Raw genomic sequence first — 17,865 nt, 5'->3', positions numbered from 1 at the left:
CGGGCGGAGAGCGGGCGAGGACGGGTGGTACTGACATGGTGCTGCGCTCGGGGCACGAGGCCGTTGTCCGGGTCGCCGTCGCCACCCTGTGGGCGCGTCCGGAGGCGGTCCGCCCGGTGGACGCACCGGCGTTGTCCCGCCGGACCGACATCGCCGGCTGGATCTCCGGGATGACCGCCGACCAGCGGGTCGGCGAGTGCGTGCTCAGTCAGCTCCTGCTCGGCGAGCGGGTACTGGTCGAGGAGGTCCGCCCGGACGGCTGGGTCCGGGTCGTCGCCGTGGAACAGCCGGCGGCCAGGCTCGACCCGAGGGGATATCCGGGCTGGCTACCGGGCGAGCAGCTCGTCGAGGCCGCCGACCCGGCGCCGGCACCGCCGGACCTGGTCGTCGCGGCGACCGTCACCCGGCTGCACGACGCCCCGTCCGGCGCGGTGCTGCTGCCCGGGGTCATCCTGGGCACCCGGCTGGCCAGCGCGGGACCGCCCCGGGGCGGCTGGCGGCCGGTGCGGGTCCCCGACCACGGGCAGCCGCTCTGGGCTCCCGACACCCATCTCGCCCCGGCACCGAGCCGGCTGCCCAGCGCGACCGAGGTGCTCACGGTGGCCAGTCGGCTGCGTAACGTGGTCTATCTCTGGGGCGGCGTCTCGGCGTACGGCATCGACTGCTCCGGCCTGGTGCACCTGGCCTGGCGGCGCTTCGGCGTACGCCTGCCCAGGGACGCCGACGACCAGGCGGCGGCGACGGTCCCGGTGCCGCTCGGCGCGGAACGCCCCGGCGACCTCTACTTCTTCGCCCGTCCCGGCCGGCCCGTGCATCACATCGGCATCGTCACGGCCCGTCCCGGACCGGACGGCGACCGGCGGATGCTGCACGCCTGCTACACCAAGCGCCGGGTCCTGGAGGAACCGATGCCCGCCGACCGGGTCGCGACGCTGGTCGGCGCGCACCGGGTCACCGAACCCTTTCCCGGCTGAACCGACGGGGGGCCTCGACCCCGCTCCCCTCGCGGGCCAGGTGGCCCGCGAGGGGAGGTGAGAAGGTTCGCTCCCGATCCGCCGCGCCGGCGGTCGCCCGAGGCGACCTGGACGCGGCGGTCGTGTCAGCCGACCGGGACTCGGCCGTCGCGTCAGGCGACCGGGACCTTGTCGGTCGACCGGCGGTCCCGACTCGACTTGATCAGGCTGGCCACGGTCGCGATCGCCAGGGTGCCCAGGATGACGGTGAGCGAGAGCCAGATCGGGATGTGCGGCGCCCAGCTGATCGGCTCGCCACCGTTGAGGAACCCGAGGTTGTTGCCGGCCAGCGCCTCCAGCACCAGCTTGACCCCGATGAAGCCGAGCACCACGGCGAGCCCGATGTTGAGGTAGACCAGCCGGTCGAGCAGCCCGCCGAGCAGGAAGTAGAGCTGCCGCAGCCCCATCAGCGCGAAGACGTTGGCGGTGAAGACCAGGTACGGCTCCTGGGTGATCCCGAAGATCGCCGGGATGGAGTCGAGCGCGAAGACCAGGTCGGTGGTGCCGATCGCGATCAGCACGATCAGCATCGGGGTGAAGAGCCGGCGGCCGTTCTCCTGCACCGTGAGCCGGGTGCCGGAGAAGTCCCGGGAGATCGGCAGGGCCCGCCGGCTCCAGCGGATCAGCAGGTTCTCCTTGAAGTCGTCCTCGGTCGGCTCACCCTGGCGGAAGAAGTTGATCGCCGTGTAGATGAGGAACGCGCCGAAGATGTAGAAGACCCAGGAGAACTGGTTGATCAGGGCCGCACCGGCCGCGATGAAGCCGCCGCGCATCACCAGCGCCAGCACGATGCCGATCAGCAGCACCTTCTGCTGGTACTGCCGGGGCACGCCGAATCTGGACATGATGATCACGAAGACGAAGAGGTTGTCCACCGAGAGGCTGTATTCGGTCAGCCAACCGGTGTAGAACTCCCCGGCCACGGTGAAGTTGGTGGTCAGGGCCAGACCGACCCCGAAGACGATCGCGAGGCCGACGTAGAGGGCGACCCAGAGGCCGGACTCCTTCAGGCTCGGCTCGTGGGGTCGTCGGCCGATGATCACGAGATCGAGTAGCAGGATCGCCGTCAGCACGACCAGCGAGACGACCCACACCCAGGCGGACACGTTCAAAGCACTCCTCCGGCAGGCACGCGGCACCGCCGTCAGCACGCGGATGACGCGCGTCAGGCGGTGTAGACGGTGGTGACTGTCGGAGGTCTCTTCCGCCGTCGCCACGCGGAGACGCCGTGGCGACAACCTACGGTGCCGGGTCTTCGTACCGGTCTGCCGGCCGATGACCGTGTTGACGACACCGTCGCGAAGGAATACTCCCCTCCTACAGCGCCATTGTTCACCATTCCCCGTCGGTTGCGCATCTCCCCCTGTCCGGGCGACTCTGGTCACCACCGCTGACCATCCTAGGAACCTAGGTGCTATCCCGGGGCCAGACCGGGTCGGCCAGGGACCAACCGGCCGCGAGGATCGCGTCGCAGGCCAGGATCGCGGCGCGCAGCCGGTCCCGGAGCGGACCGGTGAGTTCGATCACGGGTACCCCGGACTCGGCCAGGACGGCACGAAACCGCTCGGTCATCCAGCCCCGCAGGTGTGCCCCGTCCCGCAGTCCGTCGTCGGCGAACGGCACCCCTCGGTGGTCGGTCAGCAGATAGAGATCGGGTCGGCGGGCGGCGGCCCGGACCCGGGGCGAGGTAGAACCGAGATACCGCTCCTCCCAGACGGCGGTGGCCCGGGCGTCGGTGTCGCAGAAGAGCAGCGGCCCACTCCGCCGGGCGGCGGCGTCCTCGGCCGCCTGCTGCTCCCGGACCACCGTCTCGAAGTCCGCCCGGTCCCACTCGACGTCGAAGATCGACGCAGCCGGGTCGGTACGCCGCAGCCGGCCGAGCTTCGCCTCGGTGAGTTCGCGGCCGTACTCCGGCACCCAGCGGGTGCGGTAGTGCCCGGCCAGCGCCTCGGCCACCGTGGTGGTACCGGTCGACTCGGCGCCCACCACCACGATCCGGCGGACGAACCAGGCCCGGACCGGCGGGCTGAGCATCGCCCAGTGCCGCACCGGATCGGCCCGGACCGCGGTGCCGGAGACCGGAAGGGCGGCCCGGGCCGGATCGACGGGTACGTCCACCGCGTCGAACCGGCGGGCCAGCTCCGCTCCGTACGCCTCGGAGGAGAAGACGGCGTCGACCCGGTCCGGTCCGACCGCCGCCCGGAAGACCGCACAGTGCGCCTCCCAGGCCGCCGGATCGGCGTAGTCGACCGGATGGTCGTCGTACCGGCCGACGAACCGGACGTGCCGGTCGGCGGCGTGCACCTCGCGCAACCAGTCCAGCCGCAGCTCCAGCGGGATCGACTCCCGCCGGGACGGCGCCACCACCACCGTGACGGCGGCGCACCGGCGGGCCGCCTCGGCGATCAGCGCGTGGTGCCCGGCGTGCGGCGGATAGAACTTTCCCACCACCAGCCCGTGCCCGAACTCCGGCCGGCCGGCCGCCGCCACCACCGGGTGGGCCGCCTCCGCACCCCGGCCGGGCCGCCCGGCGGGAAAGCTTCCGGCGTTCCGTGCGGTCGGCGGAGCCGCCCGGCCGGGCCGTGGTGCGGCGGCGGGGCCGCCCGGGTCGCGCACGCTCACGGGGTGGCCGGCGCCGGCCCGGGCGCCATCGGCCGGGCGGCGGCCGAGAGCCGGCGCAGGTCGGCCCGCCAGTTCCGCAACCCGAGTACGCAGAGCCCGAGGAAGACCACGTACAGCGCGGCGGTCAGGTAGAGGCCCTTGTAGGCGTAGAGCGGGATGTAGACGAGATCGGCGGTGATCCAGATCCACCAGCTCTCCACCCGCTTGCGGCACTGGCCGTACGTCGCCATCAGCGAGAGCGCGGTGGTGACCGCGTCCGGCAGCGGCACGGTCGAGTCGGTCGCCCGGTCCAGCAGCAGCCAGAGCAGCAGCGTCAGCACCGCACCGGCGCCGACCAGCACCGTCCACTCCCGACGGCCGGTCCGGCTGACCACCAGCCGGCTCCGCTGCGCACCGCCGAAGAGCCAGGCCCACCAGCCGTAGAGGCCGAGTGCGACGTAGACGATCTGGAGCCCGGCGTCGGCGTACAGGCCGGCGGTCCAGAAGAGCAGCATCAGCAGCAGCACGTTGGCGATGCCGACCGGCCAGTTCCACATCTTCTGCCGGGCCAGCAACCAGACGTTGAGTACGCCGGTCGCGAAGCCGAGCAGTTCGGCCCGGCTGGTCGGCGTATCCGCCACGGTGAATGCCGTACCGGTCAGCCAGTCGAGCATGGCGCACCTCCCGCAAGATCCTTCGGAGTTCCTACCGTAGGTACCGGCGGGCGGGACGGGTATACCCCGATCGACCAGCCCGGGCGCTGCGTGCCATGCTGCGAATCATGGTGCTGGAGATTGCCCTGATCGACGTGCTGGCCGGTCAGGAGGAGGCGTTCGCCGAGGCGTACGCCAAGGGTCACCCGACGCTGGCCGGTACCCCCGGCTGCCGGTCCGTCCGGATGACCCGGGGGATCGAGTCGCCGTCCCGGTTCGTGCTGCTGGTCGAGTGGGAGTCGATCGAGGCCCACCTGGAGAACTTCCGGGCCACCGAGCGGTTCGACACCTGGCGCTCGCTGATCGGCCCGTACTTCGCCGCCCCACCGGTGGTCGAGCACTTCACCGACGTACCGGCGCAGGGCTGACCCGCGACGCGCGCAAACTGTCGTACGCCGTCGTTAGCGTCCCCGGGAGACAACGCGGCTCCGTCGACCGACCCGAACACCGGCGCCGCTGGACCCGGCGGGTTCGGGGCCGCCGGGTCCGGCGGGTCGACGCTCGCCGGCCGCGCTAACCCGTCGAGCGAGCCGGTCACCCCGACTGTTCCGGCCCCGGCCAGTCGCCGGGCTTGCCCCAGTCCCCCGGTTCGAGGACGAACTGCCCGTACGGCACCGTCCACACCACCTCGTGACCGAGCCGGTGACCGCTGTGCCCCTCCTCGCCGTACGCGGTGCCGTGGTCGGAGCAGAGCAGCACCAGGCAGGGCCGGTCCCGGGAGGTCGCGAGGGCGAAGAGCCGTCCGATGTGCCGGTCGACGTACTCCAGCGCGGCGGCGTGGCTCTCCCGGGAGTCCCGGTCGGCGCCGGGCAGATAGTGCCGGTTCGGCTGGTGGATCGCCGCGACGTTGACGAAGAGGAAGAGCGGCCGCTCCTCCGGCACCGTCGGCAGCACGGTGGCGATCCGGTCGAGCTGCGCCTCGAAGCAGCGGGGCGCGGACACGCCGAACTCGGGCTCCCAGTGCGCCTCGGCGAAGAGGGCCGGCAGCACGCCGCCGAGCGGGGACCGGCCGTTGAAGAAGCCGACGCCGCCCACGCAGACGGTGTGGTAACCCGCCCCGGCCAGGGCCCGCACCACGTCCGGGGCGTCGAAGGTCCAGGTCTGCTCACCGGTGCTCTCGCTGCCCGGGGCGGCCGCCGCGAAGAGCCGGGTGTGCGGGCCGGGTGTGGTCGGCGTGGGCAGGAAGCCGGCGAAGAACGCCTGGTGCGCCGCGTAGGTGAAGCTGGCCGGACTGTGCCGTCGCTCCCAGACCCCGCCCGGCAGCGCACGCACCAGATTCGGCGTACGCCCGGCCGAGGCAAGCTCCTCGGCCACGTCGTACCGGAGTGTGTCCAGGGTGACGAACAACAGGTCGTGGCTGCCGATCAGCTCCTTCATGCCGCCCTCCCCACCTCTCTGTCACGTCCCGGATTCCCATGCTGCCCGGTGCCGCCGTCGCCCGCGCCCCCGGAACCCCTGCCACCCGCCCAGCGGCGCCCTGGCAGTCATCCGTCGATCATGCCAGTCACCCGTCGACCGCCACGTACCGGTCGCCGTCCCCGCCGGGGAGCGCCAGCGCACCGAGGCCGCCCTCCGGCCCGGTTCGCACCATCGTCCACTGTGGCGTCTGTCGACCACCGCCGGGCCGGCGAATGCGCTGCCGGTGCGCATCGATCGTCGTCGTGTGGCGGCTCCGGTAGGGCTCGGGGGCGGCAGAACCCTAGCAAGGCGGCCGGACATCCGACCGCCCGACGCCGAACCCTGGGGGGCGTCGGCCGTTCCACCGGCGATTCCCGCTGGCCCGGACGAGGCGGATCGGGTTGACTCTGCGGCATGGCGGAACGGGTCGCACTGGTAACCGGAGTCAGTCGCCGGGCGGGGATCGCCGCCGCGGTCGCCCGGCGGTTCGCCGCCGCCGGCTACCGGCTACAGCTGACCGGCCTACCCGGGTACGACGAGGCACAGCCGTACGGCGGCGACCCCGAGGGCATCCCCGGACTGCTCGCCGAACTGGAGCGGCTGACCGGCGACCCCGACCTGACCCGGTACCGGGCCGCCGACCTGACCTCGCCGACCGCCCCGGCCGAACTGGTCGAGGCGGCGGTACTCGCCCACGGCCGGCTCGACGTGCTGGTCGCGGCGCACGCCTATTCGACGCCCACCCCGCTCGGCAGGCTCGACGCGGACGAGATCGACCGGCACCTCGTGGTCAACGTGCGGGCGAACCTGCTCCTCGCCGAGGCGTTCGCGGCGGCGTTCGACGCCGGCTCCGGGGGCCGGCTGGTGCTCTTCTCCAGCGGCCAACGGCTCGGCCCGATGCCGGACGAGCTGGCGTACGCGGCCAGCAAGGCCGGGGTGGAGAACCTGGCCCGGCAGTTGAGCCCGCTGCTCATGCCCCGCGGCATCACGGTGAACTGCGTCAACCCGGGGCCGACCGACACCGGTTGGGCCTCGCCGGAGGAGATGACGGCCGGCGGTCACCTCTTCCCCGGCGGCCAGTGGGGGCAGCCGGACGACGCCGCCCGGCTCGTCGAGTGGCTCTGCTCGCCGGACGGCCGCTGGATCACCGGCCAGGTGATCGACTCCGAGGGCGGCTTCAACCGGTACGCCTGACGGCGCCGACCGCCGCCGGCCACGCGGCCGGTGGTCAGTTGACCCCGGCCGCGTCCATCCCGCGCAGTTCCTTCTTCAGCTCGGCCACCTCGTCGCGGATCCGGGCGGCTAGCTCGAACTGCAACTCCCGGGCGGCGGCCAGCATCTGGTCGTTGAGTTCCTGGATGAGCTGGGCCAGCTCGGCCCGGGCCATCCCCTCCCGGGCCGGTGCGGCACCGACCCGGCCCCGGCTGCGGGTCTCCGGCGTCGGCGCCTTGCCCCGGGACATCTGCCGCACCGCGCCGCCGACCCGGGTGGTCGCCCCCTCGGTGTCCTCGGCCTCCCGGTAGATGTCGTCCAGGATGTCGTGGATCTTCTTGCGCAGTGGTTCCGGGCTGATCCCGTTCGCCTCGTTGTGCGCGACCTGCTTGGCCCGGCGCCGGTTCGTCTCCTCGATCGCCTCGGCCATCGACGGGGTCATCTTGTCCGCGTACATGTGCACCTGGCCGGAGACGTTTCGGGCGGCCCGGCCGATGGTCTGGATCAGCGACCGGCCGCTGCGCAGGAAGCCCTCCTTGTCGGCGTCGAGGATCGCCACCAGCGACACCTCGGGCAGGTCCAGCCCCTCCCGGAGCAGGTTGATCCCGACCAGTACGTCGTAGTCGCCCTTGCGCAGCTCGCGCAGCAGCTCCACCCGGCGCAGCGTGTCGACCTCGGAGTGCAGGTAGCGGACCCGGATGCCGTGCTCCAGCAGATAGTCGGAGAGATCCTCCGCCATCTTCTTGGTCAGCGTGGTGACCAGGACCCGCTCGTCCCGCTCGGTGCGCAGCTTGATCTCGTGCATCAGGTCGTCGATCTGCCCCTTGGTGGGCTTCACCACCACCTCGGGGTCGACCAGGCCGGTCGGCCGGATCACCTGCTCGACCACCTCGCCCTGGGCCTGCTCCAGCTCCCACGGGCCGGGGGTGGCGGAGAGGAAGACCATCTGGCCGACCCGGTCCAGGAACTCGTCGAAGCGCAGCGGCCGGTTGTCGGCGGCGCTGGGCAGCCGGAAACCGTGGTCGATCAGCATCCGCTTCCGGGAGGCGTCGCCCTCGTACATGCCGCCGATCTGCGGGATGGTGACGTGCGACTCGTCGACCACGGTCAGGAAGTCGTCGGGGAAGTAGTCGAGCAGACAGTGCGGCGCGCTCCCCGGCGACCGGCCGTCGATGTGCATCGAGTAGTTCTCGATGCCGGAGCAGAAGCCGACCTGGCGCATCATCTCCACGTCGTAGGTGGTGCGCATCCGCAGCCGCTGCGCCTCCAGCAGCTTGCCCTGCCGCTCCAGCTCGGCCAGCCGCTCGGCCAACTCGGCCTCGATGCCGGCGAGCGCCCGCTCCATCCGCTCCGGGCCGGCGGTGTAGTGGGTGGCCGGGAAGATCAGCAGATGGTCGACCTCCCGGACCACCTCGCCGGTCAGCGGGTGCAGGTAGTAGAGCTTCTCCACCTCGTCGCCGAAGAACTCGATCCGGAGCGCCAGCTCCTCGTACGCCGGGATGATCTCCAGCGTGTCGCCCCGGACCCGGAAGGTGCCCCGGTTGAAGGCCATGTCGTTGCGGGTGTATTGCACGTCGACCAGCCGGCGGAGCAGCTTGTCCCGCTCGACCTCCTGGCCGACCCGGATCCGCACCGACCGGTCCAGGTATTCCTGCGGGGTGCCCAGACCGTAGATCGCCGAGACGGTGGCGACCACCACCACGTCCCGGCGGGTCAGCAGGGACATCGTGGTCGCGTGCCGAAGCCGCTCGACCTCCTCGTTGATCGAGGAGTCCTTCTCGATGTAGGTGTCGGTCTGCGGAATGTACGCCTCGGGCTGGTAGTAGTCGTAGTAGGAGACGAAGTATTCGACGGCGTTGTTCGGCAGCAGCTCGCTGAACTCCTTGGCGAGCTGGGCGCAGAGGGTCTTGTTCGGCGCCAGCACCAGGGTGGGGCGCTGCAACCGCTCGATCAGCCACGCCGCGGTCGCGCTCTTGCCGGTGCCGGTGGCGCCGAGCAGCACACTGTGCCGGTCGCCGCGACGGACCCTGCGCTCCAGGTCGTCGATGGCGGTCGGCTGGTCACCCGAGGGCTGGAACTCGGAGATCACCTGGAAGCGGCCGTCGAGCCGCGGAATGTCGAGCGCCATGACCTCAACCGTACGCCGACGGTGTGACAAGCCGCCGGGCCACGGTGGGTACACGATCGGCTTCGATATCGTCATTGTGTGTGTAAGATCACCGCGCTACCGTTCTAGGGTAGGCCGCTCGCGGCGGCCGACCGGGTCTGCGACAACAGCCGCCACACCGGCTGCGTCGCATCCGGCGCAGGAGTTGCAGCCCCGGCTCAGGCCGGCGAGCGCACCGATGCGGTCGCGCAGAGCGCAGACCGGCCGCCGCGAGCGCCCTTTACGTCCCCTCCCCGGCCGCTGTCCGCCGCACCGGTTGTTCTGCGGCGCCTCGCCCCTGCGGACCCTTCACCGCTGCGGACCCCTTCACCCCTGCGGGCCCCTTCACCCCTGCGGGCCCCTTCACCCCTGCGGGCCCCTTCACCGCTGCGGGCTCCTTCGCCTCTGCGGCACCTCGCCCGGGTCGGCACCTCGCCCGGGTCGGCACCTTGCCCGGGTCGGCACCTCGTCCGGGTCGCGGCCGTCCGCCGGCTCCGGCGCCGTTCACGACTCCTCCTCGGGCGGCCCCGGTTGCCAGCCGACGGCCGCCGCCCACTCCTCGGCGTACCGGTGCTCCCGGTCGAACCACGGCTCCTTCGCCTCGGCGTAGGCGTCGAGGTCCGGGCCGGCCGCCGCCAGCCGCCGTTTCACCGCCAGATAGTCGGCCCGGCGCTCGGCATCGGCCCGCAGGTGGTCGCGCATCAACAGGGCGAACCGCCAGCCCGGCGAGCCGATCTCCCGGACGTGCAGGTTGACCGGCCGGCCCGGGTCCGCGCCGCCGTGCAGCCGCTTCTCCCACCGCGAGGTGTCGCCGGGGTGGCGCGGGTTGTCCCACCACTGGCCGGGACAGCGCGGGAAGCCCGCCTCGGCGAGCCGGTCGGCCAGCGCGTCCGCCTCGGCCAGCGAGGTCACCCCGAGCTGGAGGTCGACGACGTCCTTGGCGGCCAGCCCGGGCACGGAGGTCGAGCCGATGTGGTCGACGCGTACCTCGGCCGGGGCGACGGCGTGCCGGATCCGGGCGGCCAGCCGCCGGTACTGGGCCGACCAGCCCGGGTCCGGCTCGACCAGTCGCGCCTCGGTCGCCCGTACCGGCCGGCGCTGCCGGACGTTCTGCTCGTACGGCGTCAGCCGGTCCCGCCACAGCACGTCCAGCGCGGCGTGCAGCTCGGTCAGCTCACCGTCGTTGTCCAGCAGTACGTCGGCGGCAGCGGCCCGCCGCTCGTCCCCGGCCTGGGCGCGGATCCGCTGCGCCGCCTGCTCGACGGTCATGCCACGGTCCCGGACCAGCCGCCGCACCCGGGTCGCCTCGGCGGCCCGCACCACCAGCACCAGGTGGTACGTCGGGGCGAGCCCCACCTCGACCAGCAGCGGTACGTCGTTGACCACGATCGCGTCCGGAGCCGCCCCGTGCACCAGTTCGGCGCTGCGTCGACGTACCCGGGGATGGATGATCGCCTCCAGCCTGGCCCGCGCCGACGGGTCGGCGAAGACGATCTCGCCGAGCGCTGCCCGGTCCAGGGTGCCGTCCTCGGCACAGACCCGGGCGCCGAACGCGGCCACCACCTCCCGCAGCCCGTCGGTACCGGGTTCGACCACCTCCCGGGCGATCCGGTCGGAGTCGACCACCACCGCCCCGAGGCGGGCCAGCCGGGCCGCGACGACGCTCTTGCCCGATCCGATTCCACCGGTGAGTCCGACCTTCAGCACCGGTCCAGTCAACCCGATCGCCGCCCACCAGCCAAGATCTTCGGGGTTCCGCGACCCGTCCGTGCCGCCGGAGCCGGTGGTGACGCACGGCCCCGCGCCTGCCCGGACCCGTCCGGACGCGCCCGCTGCCGCAGTGCCGGCCGGAAGAGGCCGGGGAGAAGGGCGAAGAAGTAGCAGGGGCAAAGGGGAAGGCCCGCTTCCCGGACCGGTCGAGCCGGTCCTGGAAGCGGGCCTCCGCCGCGTGTTACTCCGCGTCGGCTACTTGCCGCCGGCGAGCTTCTCCCGCAGTGCGGCGAGCGCCTCGTCGGTGGCCAGCGTGCCGGCCGGCTCCTCCGCCTGGCGGGCCGGAGTGGTGCTGCTGGACGAGGTGGCGCCGCCGCCACCGCCACCGCTGCCGGTGCCACCGGTCGCGGCAGCCGGGTTGGCCGCAGCCTCGGCGTCGGCCGCCCGGGAGTTCTGCACCTGCTTGGTGTGCGCCTCCCAGCGGTTGCGAGCCTCGGCGTACTGCTGCTCCCAGGCCTCCCGCTGCTTGTCGAAGCCCTCGAGCCACTCCCCGGTCTCCGGGTCGAAGCCCTCCGGGTAGATGTAGTTGCCCTCGTTGTCGTAGGTCGCGGTCATGCCGTAGAGGGTCGGGTCGAAGTGCTCCTCGCCCTCGACGAAGCCCTCGTTGGCCTGCTTGAGCGAGAGCGAGATCCGCCGCCGCTCCAGGTCGATGTCGATGACCTTGACCATGACGTCCGAGCCGACCTGGACGACCTGCTCCGGGATCTCCACGTGGCGCTCGGCCAGCTCGGAGATGTGCACCAGGCCCTCGATGCCGTCGTCGACCCGGACGAACGCACCGAACGGCACCAGCTTGGTGACCTTACCCGGCACGATCTGCTGGATCGCGTGGGTACGGGCGAACTGGCGCCACGGGTCCTCCTGGGTCGCCTTCAGCGACAGCGAGACCCGCTCGCGGTCGAGGTCGACGTCCAGCACCTCGACCTCGACCTCCTGGCCGACCTCGACAACCTCGGACGGGTGGTCGATGTGCTTCCAGGAGAGCTCGGAGACGTGCACCAGGCCGTCCACGCCGCCAAGGTCGACGAAGGCGCCGAAGTTGACGATCGAGGAGACGACGCCCTTGCGGACCTGGCCCTTCTGGAGCTTGTTGAGGAACTCGGTGCGCACCTCGGACTGGGTCTGCTCGAGCCAGGCCCGGCGGGACAGCACCACGTTGTTGCGGTTCTTGTCCAGCTCGATGATCTTGGCTTCGAGCTCCCGGCCGACGTACGGCTGGAGGTCCCGCACCCGACGCATCTCGACCAGGGACGCGGGCAGGAAGCCGCGCAGCCCGATGTCGAGGATGAGGCCGCCCTTGACCACCTCGATGACGGAGCCGCGGACGACGCCGTCCTCGTCCTTGATCTTCTCGATGGTGCCCCAGGCGCGCTCGTACTGGGCCCGCTTCTTCGAGAGGATCAGCCGCCCCTCCTTGTCCTCCTTCTGGAGGACGAGGGCCTCGATGTGATCACCGACCGACACCACCTCGGCGGGGTCGACGTCGTGCTTGATCGACAACTCGCGCGAGGGGATGACGCCCTCGGTCTTGTAGCCGATGTCGAGCAGGACCTCGTCCCGATCGACCTTGACGACGGTGCCTTCGACAATGTCGCCGTCGTTGAAGTACTTGATGGTCTCGTCGATCGCGGCGAGGAAAGCTTCCTCGGAACCGAGGTCGTCGACGGTGACCTTGGTGGCGCTCGAGGGGGCCTCGATGCTGCTCGTCATGTGGGCGGTTGCTCCGGTCGGATGGATGTCACAGCAGGTTTGTGTCGCGGTGACCCTTTACGCTCCGCGGATCCGTCGTCAGGTGCACCGGGCGATCGCTGCCTCCGACCGCTGGGATTATCCGACGACCGCGGACCTGCTCCCTGCCGAGGCACACGATCCGCGAGCGCATCGAACAGCTTACCGTGCGCATTACCACAGCATGCAAGCCCTCCCCGCACGTGATGAGATCCGCTGTCCACTGCTCGGGAAGAGGTCGCCGGGGGCCGTGACCGCACCCTACCCCGCACCGGTACCGGCAAACGGCGACCGACCGCGCGGCGCGCGGGTTGGCCCCGCGTGGCCGCCGGCCCGATGGGTGCCCGCGCCCGTCCGGGGCACTAGCGTTGCGGGGTGCCCGAGAACACCCTGGCCGAGCTGCCCGAGGACGACCTGCCCGGAGTGCTCCGCCGCCCGGTCAGCGACGGCGAGAGCCGGTGGGCCAACCGCCGCTGGTGGGACGCGGACGCCGACGACTACCAGGCCGAACACGGCGCGTTCCTGGGCCAGGTGGACTTCGTCTGGTGCCCGGAGGGGCTGCGCGAGGCCGACGCCCGGCTGCTCGGCGAGCTGACCGGCCGGCGAGTGCTCGAACTCGGCTGTGGCGCGGCCTCGGCGGCCCGCTGGCTCGCCGCCGAGGGTGCCCGGCCGGTCGGGCTCGACCTCTCCGCCGGCATGCTGCGGCACGCCGCGCTCGGGGCCGCCACCTCGGGGGTACGCGTGCCGCTGGTCCAGGCCGACGCCCTGGCACTGCCGTTCCGGGCGGCCAGCTTCGACATCGTCTGTACGGCGTTCGGCGCGATCCCGTTCGTGGCCGACTCCGCGGCGGCGCTCCGCGAGGTGTACCGGGTGCTCCGCCCGGGCGGCCGGTGGGTGTTCTCGGTCACCCACCCGATGCGGTGGATCTTCCTGGACGACCCGGGCGAGGGTGGACTGGTCGCCACGCACTCCTACTTCGACCGCCGGCCGTACGTCGAGCAGGACGCCGACGGCACGCCTACCTACGTCGAGCAGCACCGCACGCTCGGCGACCGGGTACGCGAGATCGTCGGCGCCGGCTTCGTCCTGCGGGACGTGGTGGAGCCGGAGTGGCCGGCCGGCCACGAGCAGGTCTGGGGGCAGTGGAGCCCACTGCGCGGCCGGCTCTTCCCCGGCACCGCCATCTTCGTCTGCGACAAACCCGTCGGCACGGCCGCCTGACGTCGGGCCGGCTCCGTATGCTGGGCCGATGAGCGCTGAGCCGGTCGCCGAGATGCCCGGCCCCTGGCAGCCGGATCCGGTCCGGCAGCGCCAGGCCGGCTACCGGCTGGAAGACCTGCTGCACCTGCCGCCGGACGCCCCCCGGGTCGAACTCGTCGACGGAGTCATCCGCGTGGTCCCCTCCCCCACGCTGGGCCATCAGAACATCTCCTACCTGCTGCGCCGGTGGCTGGGCCAGCATGCACCCGAGCACCTGCGGGTGACCCAGGCGGTCGGGGTCGCGTTGAGTCCGGACTTCACCCGGGAACCGGACGTCCTGGTCCACCGGGCCGAGGTCACGGCGGACCGGCACTTCCTGCTGCCGCACGAGGTGCTGCTCGCCGTCGAGATCGTCTCCCCGGGCACCCGCCGAACCGACCGGTTCAGCAAGCCGGCCGAGTACGCCGCCGCCGGCATCGCCACCTACTGGCGGGTGGAGCAGGACCCGGTCCGGGTGTACGCCTACCGGCTCGCCGACCGGCCCGGACGCAGCGGCAACCGGGAGTACGAACTGCTCGCCGAGGCCGACGAGGTGCTGGAACTGACCCAGCCGTTCCCGATCAAGCTGCCGATCGGCGACATCACCCCGTAAGTCCCTTTCCCGTTCCCGGTGGCGCCCCGGTTACCGCTCCGAGCCGCCGGGTAGACCCCGGTATGCCAGAGCGAAGGAAGCTGCACAAGGGCGACCGGGTGAGTTGGCGCAGCCACGGCTCCAGTGCGCACGGCACCGTCCAGGAGGAGATCACCGAACGGACGTACGCCGGGAAGCGCACCGTCGCCGCGTCGAAGGAGAACCCGCAGTACCGGGTTCGCACCGACGAGGGACGGGACGCGGTGCACAAGCCGGAGGCGTTGTTCGATGAGTAGCCGGGACGAGGACGGCCGGGACACCGTCCGGGAGTTCCGGGACGCGGTGAACATGAAGCCGGGCGAGCTGGGCAAGTGGCTGGCCACCGACGAGGCGAAGGCGGTGGGTTGGCGCAGGCGCGGCAGCGGCGGCGGTGAGTCGGTCGGGCACGAGTCCGGCCGGCGCATCATCGACCTGCTGCGCAAGCGGGCCAACCAGTTCACCGACCGCGACTTCGCGCACATGCGCAAGGTCGTCGGCTACGTACGGCGGCACATGGCGCAGCGCCCGGCCGGGGACGTCCGGAACACGAAGTGGCGGTACTCCCTGATGAACTGGGGCCACGATCCGCTGAAGGCGCCGCTGCCGGCGGTGGGCGGACCGTCCCGGAAGGCGCTGCAACGGCACCGGGAGACGGAGCGCTCCTCGGACCGGAACCGGCGCCGCTGACGCCGGCCGGCCGAGGCGGTCAGTGGTCGGCGCTGTTCCAGTCCGAACCGACGCCGACCGAGACCTCGAGCGGTACGGCCAGCGGATAGGCGCCGCCCATCTCGCGCCGGACCAGCGCCTCAAGGTCGGCCCGCTCGCCGGGCGCCACCTCGAAGACGAGTTCGTCGTGCACCTGGAGCAGCATCCGGGAGCGCAGGCCGGAGTCGCGCAGCGCGGTGTCGACGTGCAGCATCGCCACCTTGATGATGTCGGCCGCCGAACCCTGGATCGGGGCGTTGAGCGCCATCCGCTCGGCCATGTCCCGGCGCTGCCGGTTGTCGCTGACCAGGTCGGGCAGGTAGCGCCGACGGCCGAGGATGGTCTCGGTGTAGCCGTCCTTGACCGCCTTCTTCACCACCGTCTGGAGATAGTCCCGGACCCCGCCGAAGCGGCTGAAGTATTCCTCCATCAGGGCGCGGGCCTCGTCGGCGGCGATCCCGAGCTGCTGGCCGAGGCCGAACGCGCTCAGCCCGTACGCCAGGCCGTAGTTCATTGCCTTGATCTTGCGCCGCTGGTCCGGCGTCACCTCGGCCACCGACACCCCGAAGACCGAGGAGGCGGTCGCGGCGTGGAAGTCGGCGCCGGAGTTGAACGCCTCGATCAGCGCGGCGTCGCAGGAGAGGTGCGCCATGATCCGCATTTCGATCTGGCTGTAGTCGGCGGTGAGCAGGCAGTCGTAGCCCGGCCCGACCACGAAGGCGCGGCGGATCCGCCGGCCCTCCTCGGTGCGGATCGGGATGTTCTGCAGGTTGGGGTCGGTGGAGGAGAGCCGGCCGGTCGCCGCCACCGTCTGGTGGAAGGTGGTGTGGATCCGGCCGTCGTCGGAGACCGACTTGAGCAGGCCGTCGACGGTGGACTTGAGCCGGGCCACGTCGCGGTGCCGGAGCAGGTGCTCCAGCAGCGGGTGCGGCTGCTGCGCGTAGAGCCACTGGAGGGCGTCGGCGTCGGTGGTGTAACCGGTCTTGATCTTCTTGGTCTTGGGCAGGCCGAGTTCGGTGAAGAGGATCTCCTGCAACTGCTTGGGCGAGCCGAGGTTGAACTCCCGCCCGATCACCCCGTACGCCGCCTGGGCCACCGCCTTGACCTCACCGGCGAAGTGCGCCTCCAGCTCCGAGAGGTAGTCGGTGTCGGCGGCGATGCCGGTCCGCTCCATCGCGGCGAGCACCTCGATCAGCGGCTGCTCCACCTCGTCGAGGAGGCGGGCGGACTGCTCGCCGTCCAGGGACAGTTCGGCGCCGATCGCGTCGGCCAGATCCAGGGTGGCCCGGGCCCGGAGCATCAGGTTCTGCTCGACCTCGCCGTCGTTGCCGAGGCCGTCGAAGGCGAGCTGGCCGGTCTCCGGCACGTCGACCTTCAGCTCCCGGTGCAGGTAGCGCAGGGCGAGGTCGGTCAGGTCGTAGGAGCGCTGGTCGGGGCGGGCCAGATAGGCGGCGAGCGCGGTGTCCCGGGCCACCCCGCGCAGCGTCCAGCCGTGCGCGGCGAAGGCGAGCCGCGCCGGCTTGCTGTCGTGCAGCACCTTGGGGCGTTCCGGGTCGGCGAGCCAGTCGGCCACCGCCGCCTCGTCGGCCGGGGCCAGGCCGGCCGGGTCGAACCAGCCGGCCACCCCGGTCGCGGTGGCCAGCGCGACGCCGGTCAGCGCGCCGGTGCCCCGGCCGAACGAGCCGGCGACGGCGACCCCGACCGGAGTGCCGGGCCGCACGTGCTCGGCGAGCCAGCCGGCCACCTCACCGGTCGGCAGGACCTTGCCGGAGAGGTCGAACCCGGACTCGGCCTCGGGCTCCACGGCGTCCAGGTATTGGTAGAGCCGGTCCCGCAGGATGCGGAACTCCAGGGTGTCGAAGACCTGGTGCACCGCCTCCCGGTCCCAGCCCTGCCAGCGGGTCTCCTCGGCGCGCAGCGGCAGCTCCAGGTCGGAGACCAGACAGTTGATCTCGTAGTTCCGGATCACGTCGGCGAGCCGTTCGCGCAGGTTGTCGCCGGCCTTGCCCTTGATCTCGTCGGCCCGGGCGACCACGCCCTCGACGCCGCCGTACTGGAGGATCCACTTCGCGGCCGTCTTCGGGCCCACCCCCGGCACGCCGGGAAGGTTGTCGCTGGTCTCGCCGACCAGCGCGGCGAGGTCGCGGTATTGCTCCGGGCCGACACCGTAGCGCTCGGTGACCGCCGCCCGGTCCATCCGGGCCAGGTCGGAGACGCCCTTGCGGGGGTAGAGCACGGTGGTCCGGTCGTCGATGAGTTGGAACGCGTCCCGGTCGCCGGTGCAGATCAGCACCTCCATGCCGGCCTCCCGGCCCTGGCAGGCGAGGGTGGCGAGCACGTCGTCGGCCTCGTAGCCCGGCTTCTCCACCGTCGGCACCCGTAGCGCGGCCAGCACCTCCTTGACCAGGCTGACCTGGCCGGCGAACTCGCCCGGCGTCTCGGAGCGGCCGGCCTTGTATTCGGCGTAGCGCTCGGTCCGGAACGACCGCCGGGAGACGTCGAAGGCCACCACGATGTGCGTGGGGCGCTCGTCGCGGAGCACGTTGATCAGCATCGAGGTGAAGCCGTAGACCGCGTTGGTCGGCTGCCCGGTCGTGGTGGAGAAGTTCTCCACCGGCAGGGCGAAGAACGCCCGGTATGCGAGCGAATGACCGTCGAGCAGCAGCAGGCGCGGCGTGGAGGCTGTCACGATAGGCGACTCTAGTCCGA

The 17,865-nt window shown here is 71.9% G+C and carries 15 protein-coding genes; 7 read left to right on the top strand and 8 right to left on the bottom strand.

Going from position 1 to position 17,865, the window contains the following annotated elements:
- The first annotated feature begins 35 nt into the window (after positions 1 to 35).
- Positions 36 to 974 carry an NlpC/P60 family protein gene (locus C6W10_RS36165; RefSeq protein WP_107263459.1) on the top strand — a complete coding sequence of 313 codons (939 nt, stop codon included), beginning with the start codon at positions 36 to 38 and terminating at the stop codon, positions 972 to 974.
- A gap of 152 nt (positions 975 to 1,126) precedes the next feature.
- On the opposite strand, the gene C6W10_RS36160 is transcribed toward C6W10_RS36165, so the two are convergent.
- From C6W10_RS36160 to pnuC, 3 genes are all read right to left on the bottom strand, one after another.
- Positions 1,127 to 2,125, bottom strand: coding sequence for a TerC family protein (locus tag C6W10_RS36160; protein WP_107263458.1), 999 nt, complete (start codon positions 2,123 to 2,125; stop codon positions 1,127 to 1,129).
- Positions 2,126 to 2,420: 295 nt separating this feature from the next.
- Positions 2,421 to 3,629 carry an AAA family ATPase gene (locus C6W10_RS36155; protein ID WP_234361543.1) on the bottom strand — a complete coding sequence of 403 codons (1,209 nt, stop codon included), beginning with the start codon at positions 3,627 to 3,629 and terminating at the stop codon, positions 2,421 to 2,423.
- 2 nt (positions 3,630 to 3,631) lie between these two features.
- On the bottom strand, positions 3,632 to 4,288 hold the full coding sequence (pnuC, locus tag C6W10_RS36150) for a nicotinamide riboside transporter PnuC (protein ID WP_107263457.1): 657 nt from the start codon (positions 4,286 to 4,288) through the stop codon (positions 3,632 to 3,634).
- Between the two features lie 107 nt (positions 4,289 to 4,395).
- Between pnuC and C6W10_RS36145 the strand changes: the two genes are divergently transcribed.
- Positions 4,396 to 4,695, top strand: a complete 300-nt coding sequence (locus C6W10_RS36145) for an antibiotic biosynthesis monooxygenase (RefSeq protein WP_107264567.1) — start codon at positions 4,396 to 4,398, stop codon at positions 4,693 to 4,695.
- A gap of 166 nt (positions 4,696 to 4,861) precedes the next feature.
- On the opposite strand, the gene C6W10_RS36140 is transcribed toward C6W10_RS36145, so the two are convergent.
- Positions 4,862 to 5,704, bottom strand: a complete 843-nt coding sequence (locus C6W10_RS36140; RefSeq protein ID WP_107263456.1) for an STM4013/SEN3800 family hydrolase — start codon at positions 5,702 to 5,704, stop codon at positions 4,862 to 4,864.
- 435 nt (positions 5,705 to 6,139) lie between these two features.
- Here C6W10_RS36140 and C6W10_RS36135 point away from each other — a divergent pair, with 435 nt between their 5' ends.
- Positions 6,140 to 6,919, top strand: a complete 780-nt coding sequence (locus tag C6W10_RS36135) for an SDR family oxidoreductase (RefSeq protein WP_107263455.1) — start codon at positions 6,140 to 6,142, stop codon at positions 6,917 to 6,919.
- Positions 6,920 to 6,953: 34 nt separating this feature from the next.
- Here C6W10_RS36135 and uvrB read toward each other — a convergent pair whose 3' ends face one another.
- The 3 genes from uvrB to rpsA all read right to left on the bottom strand — a co-directional run bounded on the left by uvrB (position 6,954) and on the right by rpsA (position 12,563).
- Positions 6,954 to 9,065: an excinuclease ABC subunit UvrB gene (gene uvrB / locus C6W10_RS36130; RefSeq protein WP_107263454.1), complete on the bottom strand. Its 2,112-nt coding sequence runs from the start codon at positions 9,063 to 9,065 to the stop codon at positions 6,954 to 6,956.
- A 522-nt stretch (positions 9,066 to 9,587) separates the two neighbouring features.
- A complete protein-coding gene (gene coaE / locus C6W10_RS36125) occupies positions 9,588 to 10,790 on the bottom strand; it encodes a dephospho-CoA kinase (protein WP_107263453.1) in 1,203 nt (400 codons plus the stop codon).
- Between the two features lie 258 nt (positions 10,791 to 11,048).
- Positions 11,049 to 12,563: a 30S ribosomal protein S1 gene (gene rpsA, locus C6W10_RS36120; RefSeq protein ID WP_107263452.1), complete on the bottom strand. Its 1,515-nt coding sequence runs from the start codon at positions 12,561 to 12,563 to the stop codon at positions 11,049 to 11,051.
- 393 nt (positions 12,564 to 12,956) lie between these two features.
- Here rpsA and C6W10_RS36115 point away from each other — a divergent pair, with 393 nt between their 5' ends.
- The 4 genes from C6W10_RS36115 (at position 12,957) to C6W10_RS36100 (ending at position 15,138) form a co-directional block, all read left to right on the top strand.
- Complete coding sequence (locus tag C6W10_RS36115) at positions 12,957 to 13,802, top strand: class I SAM-dependent methyltransferase (RefSeq protein ID WP_234361542.1); 846 nt, start codon at positions 12,957 to 12,959, stop codon at positions 13,800 to 13,802.
- A gap of 28 nt (positions 13,803 to 13,830) precedes the next feature.
- On the top strand, positions 13,831 to 14,433 hold the full coding sequence (locus C6W10_RS36110; RefSeq protein WP_107263451.1) for a Uma2 family endonuclease: 603 nt from the start codon (positions 13,831 to 13,833) through the stop codon (positions 14,431 to 14,433).
- 62 nt (positions 14,434 to 14,495) lie between these two features.
- The gene (locus tag C6W10_RS36105) at positions 14,496 to 14,708 is read left to right on the top strand and encodes a DUF2945 domain-containing protein (protein WP_107263450.1); all 213 of its coding nucleotides are present in this window, start codon (positions 14,496 to 14,498) and stop codon (positions 14,706 to 14,708) included.
- Entirely contained in the window at positions 14,701 to 15,138 is a 438-nt protein-coding gene (locus C6W10_RS36100; protein WP_107263449.1) for a DUF3140 domain-containing protein, read from the top strand. Before C6W10_RS36105 ends, C6W10_RS36100 begins: the two co-directional genes overlap by 8 nt.
- A 19-nt stretch (positions 15,139 to 15,157) precedes the next feature.
- Here C6W10_RS36100 and polA read toward each other — a convergent pair whose 3' ends face one another.
- The gene (gene polA, locus C6W10_RS36095) at positions 15,158 to 17,845 is read right to left on the bottom strand and encodes a DNA polymerase I (protein WP_107263448.1); all 2,688 of its coding nucleotides are present in this window, start codon (positions 17,843 to 17,845) and stop codon (positions 15,158 to 15,160) included.
- Positions 17,846 to 17,865: the final 20 nt, after the last annotated feature.

This window comes from Plantactinospora sp. BB1 (genome assembly GCF_003030385.1).
Taxonomy (GTDB): Bacteria; Actinomycetota; Actinomycetes; order Mycobacteriales; family Micromonosporaceae; genus Plantactinospora.
The sequence above is the reverse complement of the archived record's forward strand: the minus strand, read 5'-3'. Positions and strand labels throughout refer to the sequence as shown.

Excerpts from the sequence above, each read along its gene's own strand:
- C6W10_RS36140 (WP_107263456.1), bottom strand. The coding sequence starts at position 5,704 with ATGAAGGAGCTGATCGGCAGCCACGACCTGTTGTTCGTCACCCTGGAC.
- uvrB (WP_107263454.1), bottom strand. The coding sequence starts at position 9,065 with ATGGCGCTCGACATTCCGCGGCTCGACGGCCGCTTCCAGGTGATCTCC.
- pnuC (WP_107263457.1), bottom strand. The coding sequence starts at position 4,288 with ATGCTCGACTGGCTGACCGGTACGGCATTCACCGTGGCGGATACGCCG.
- rpsA (WP_107263452.1), bottom strand. The coding sequence starts at position 12,563 with ATGACGAGCAGCATCGAGGCCCCCTCGAGCGCCACCAAGGTCACCGTC.
- C6W10_RS36135 (WP_107263455.1), top strand. The coding sequence starts at position 6,140 with ATGGCGGAACGGGTCGCACTGGTAACCGGAGTCAGTCGCCGGGCGGGG.
- C6W10_RS36110 (WP_107263451.1), top strand. The coding sequence starts at position 13,831 with ATGAGCGCTGAGCCGGTCGCCGAGATGCCCGGCCCCTGGCAGCCGGAT.
- C6W10_RS36105 (WP_107263450.1), top strand. The coding sequence starts at position 14,496 with ATGCCAGAGCGAAGGAAGCTGCACAAGGGCGACCGGGTGAGTTGGCGC.
- C6W10_RS36165 (WP_107263459.1), top strand. The coding sequence starts at position 36 with ATGGTGCTGCGCTCGGGGCACGAGGCCGTTGTCCGGGTCGCCGTCGCC.
- C6W10_RS36100 (WP_107263449.1), top strand. The coding sequence starts at position 14,701 with ATGAGTAGCCGGGACGAGGACGGCCGGGACACCGTCCGGGAGTTCCGG.
- C6W10_RS36145 (WP_107264567.1), top strand. The coding sequence starts at position 4,396 with ATGGTGCTGGAGATTGCCCTGATCGACGTGCTGGCCGGTCAGGAGGAG.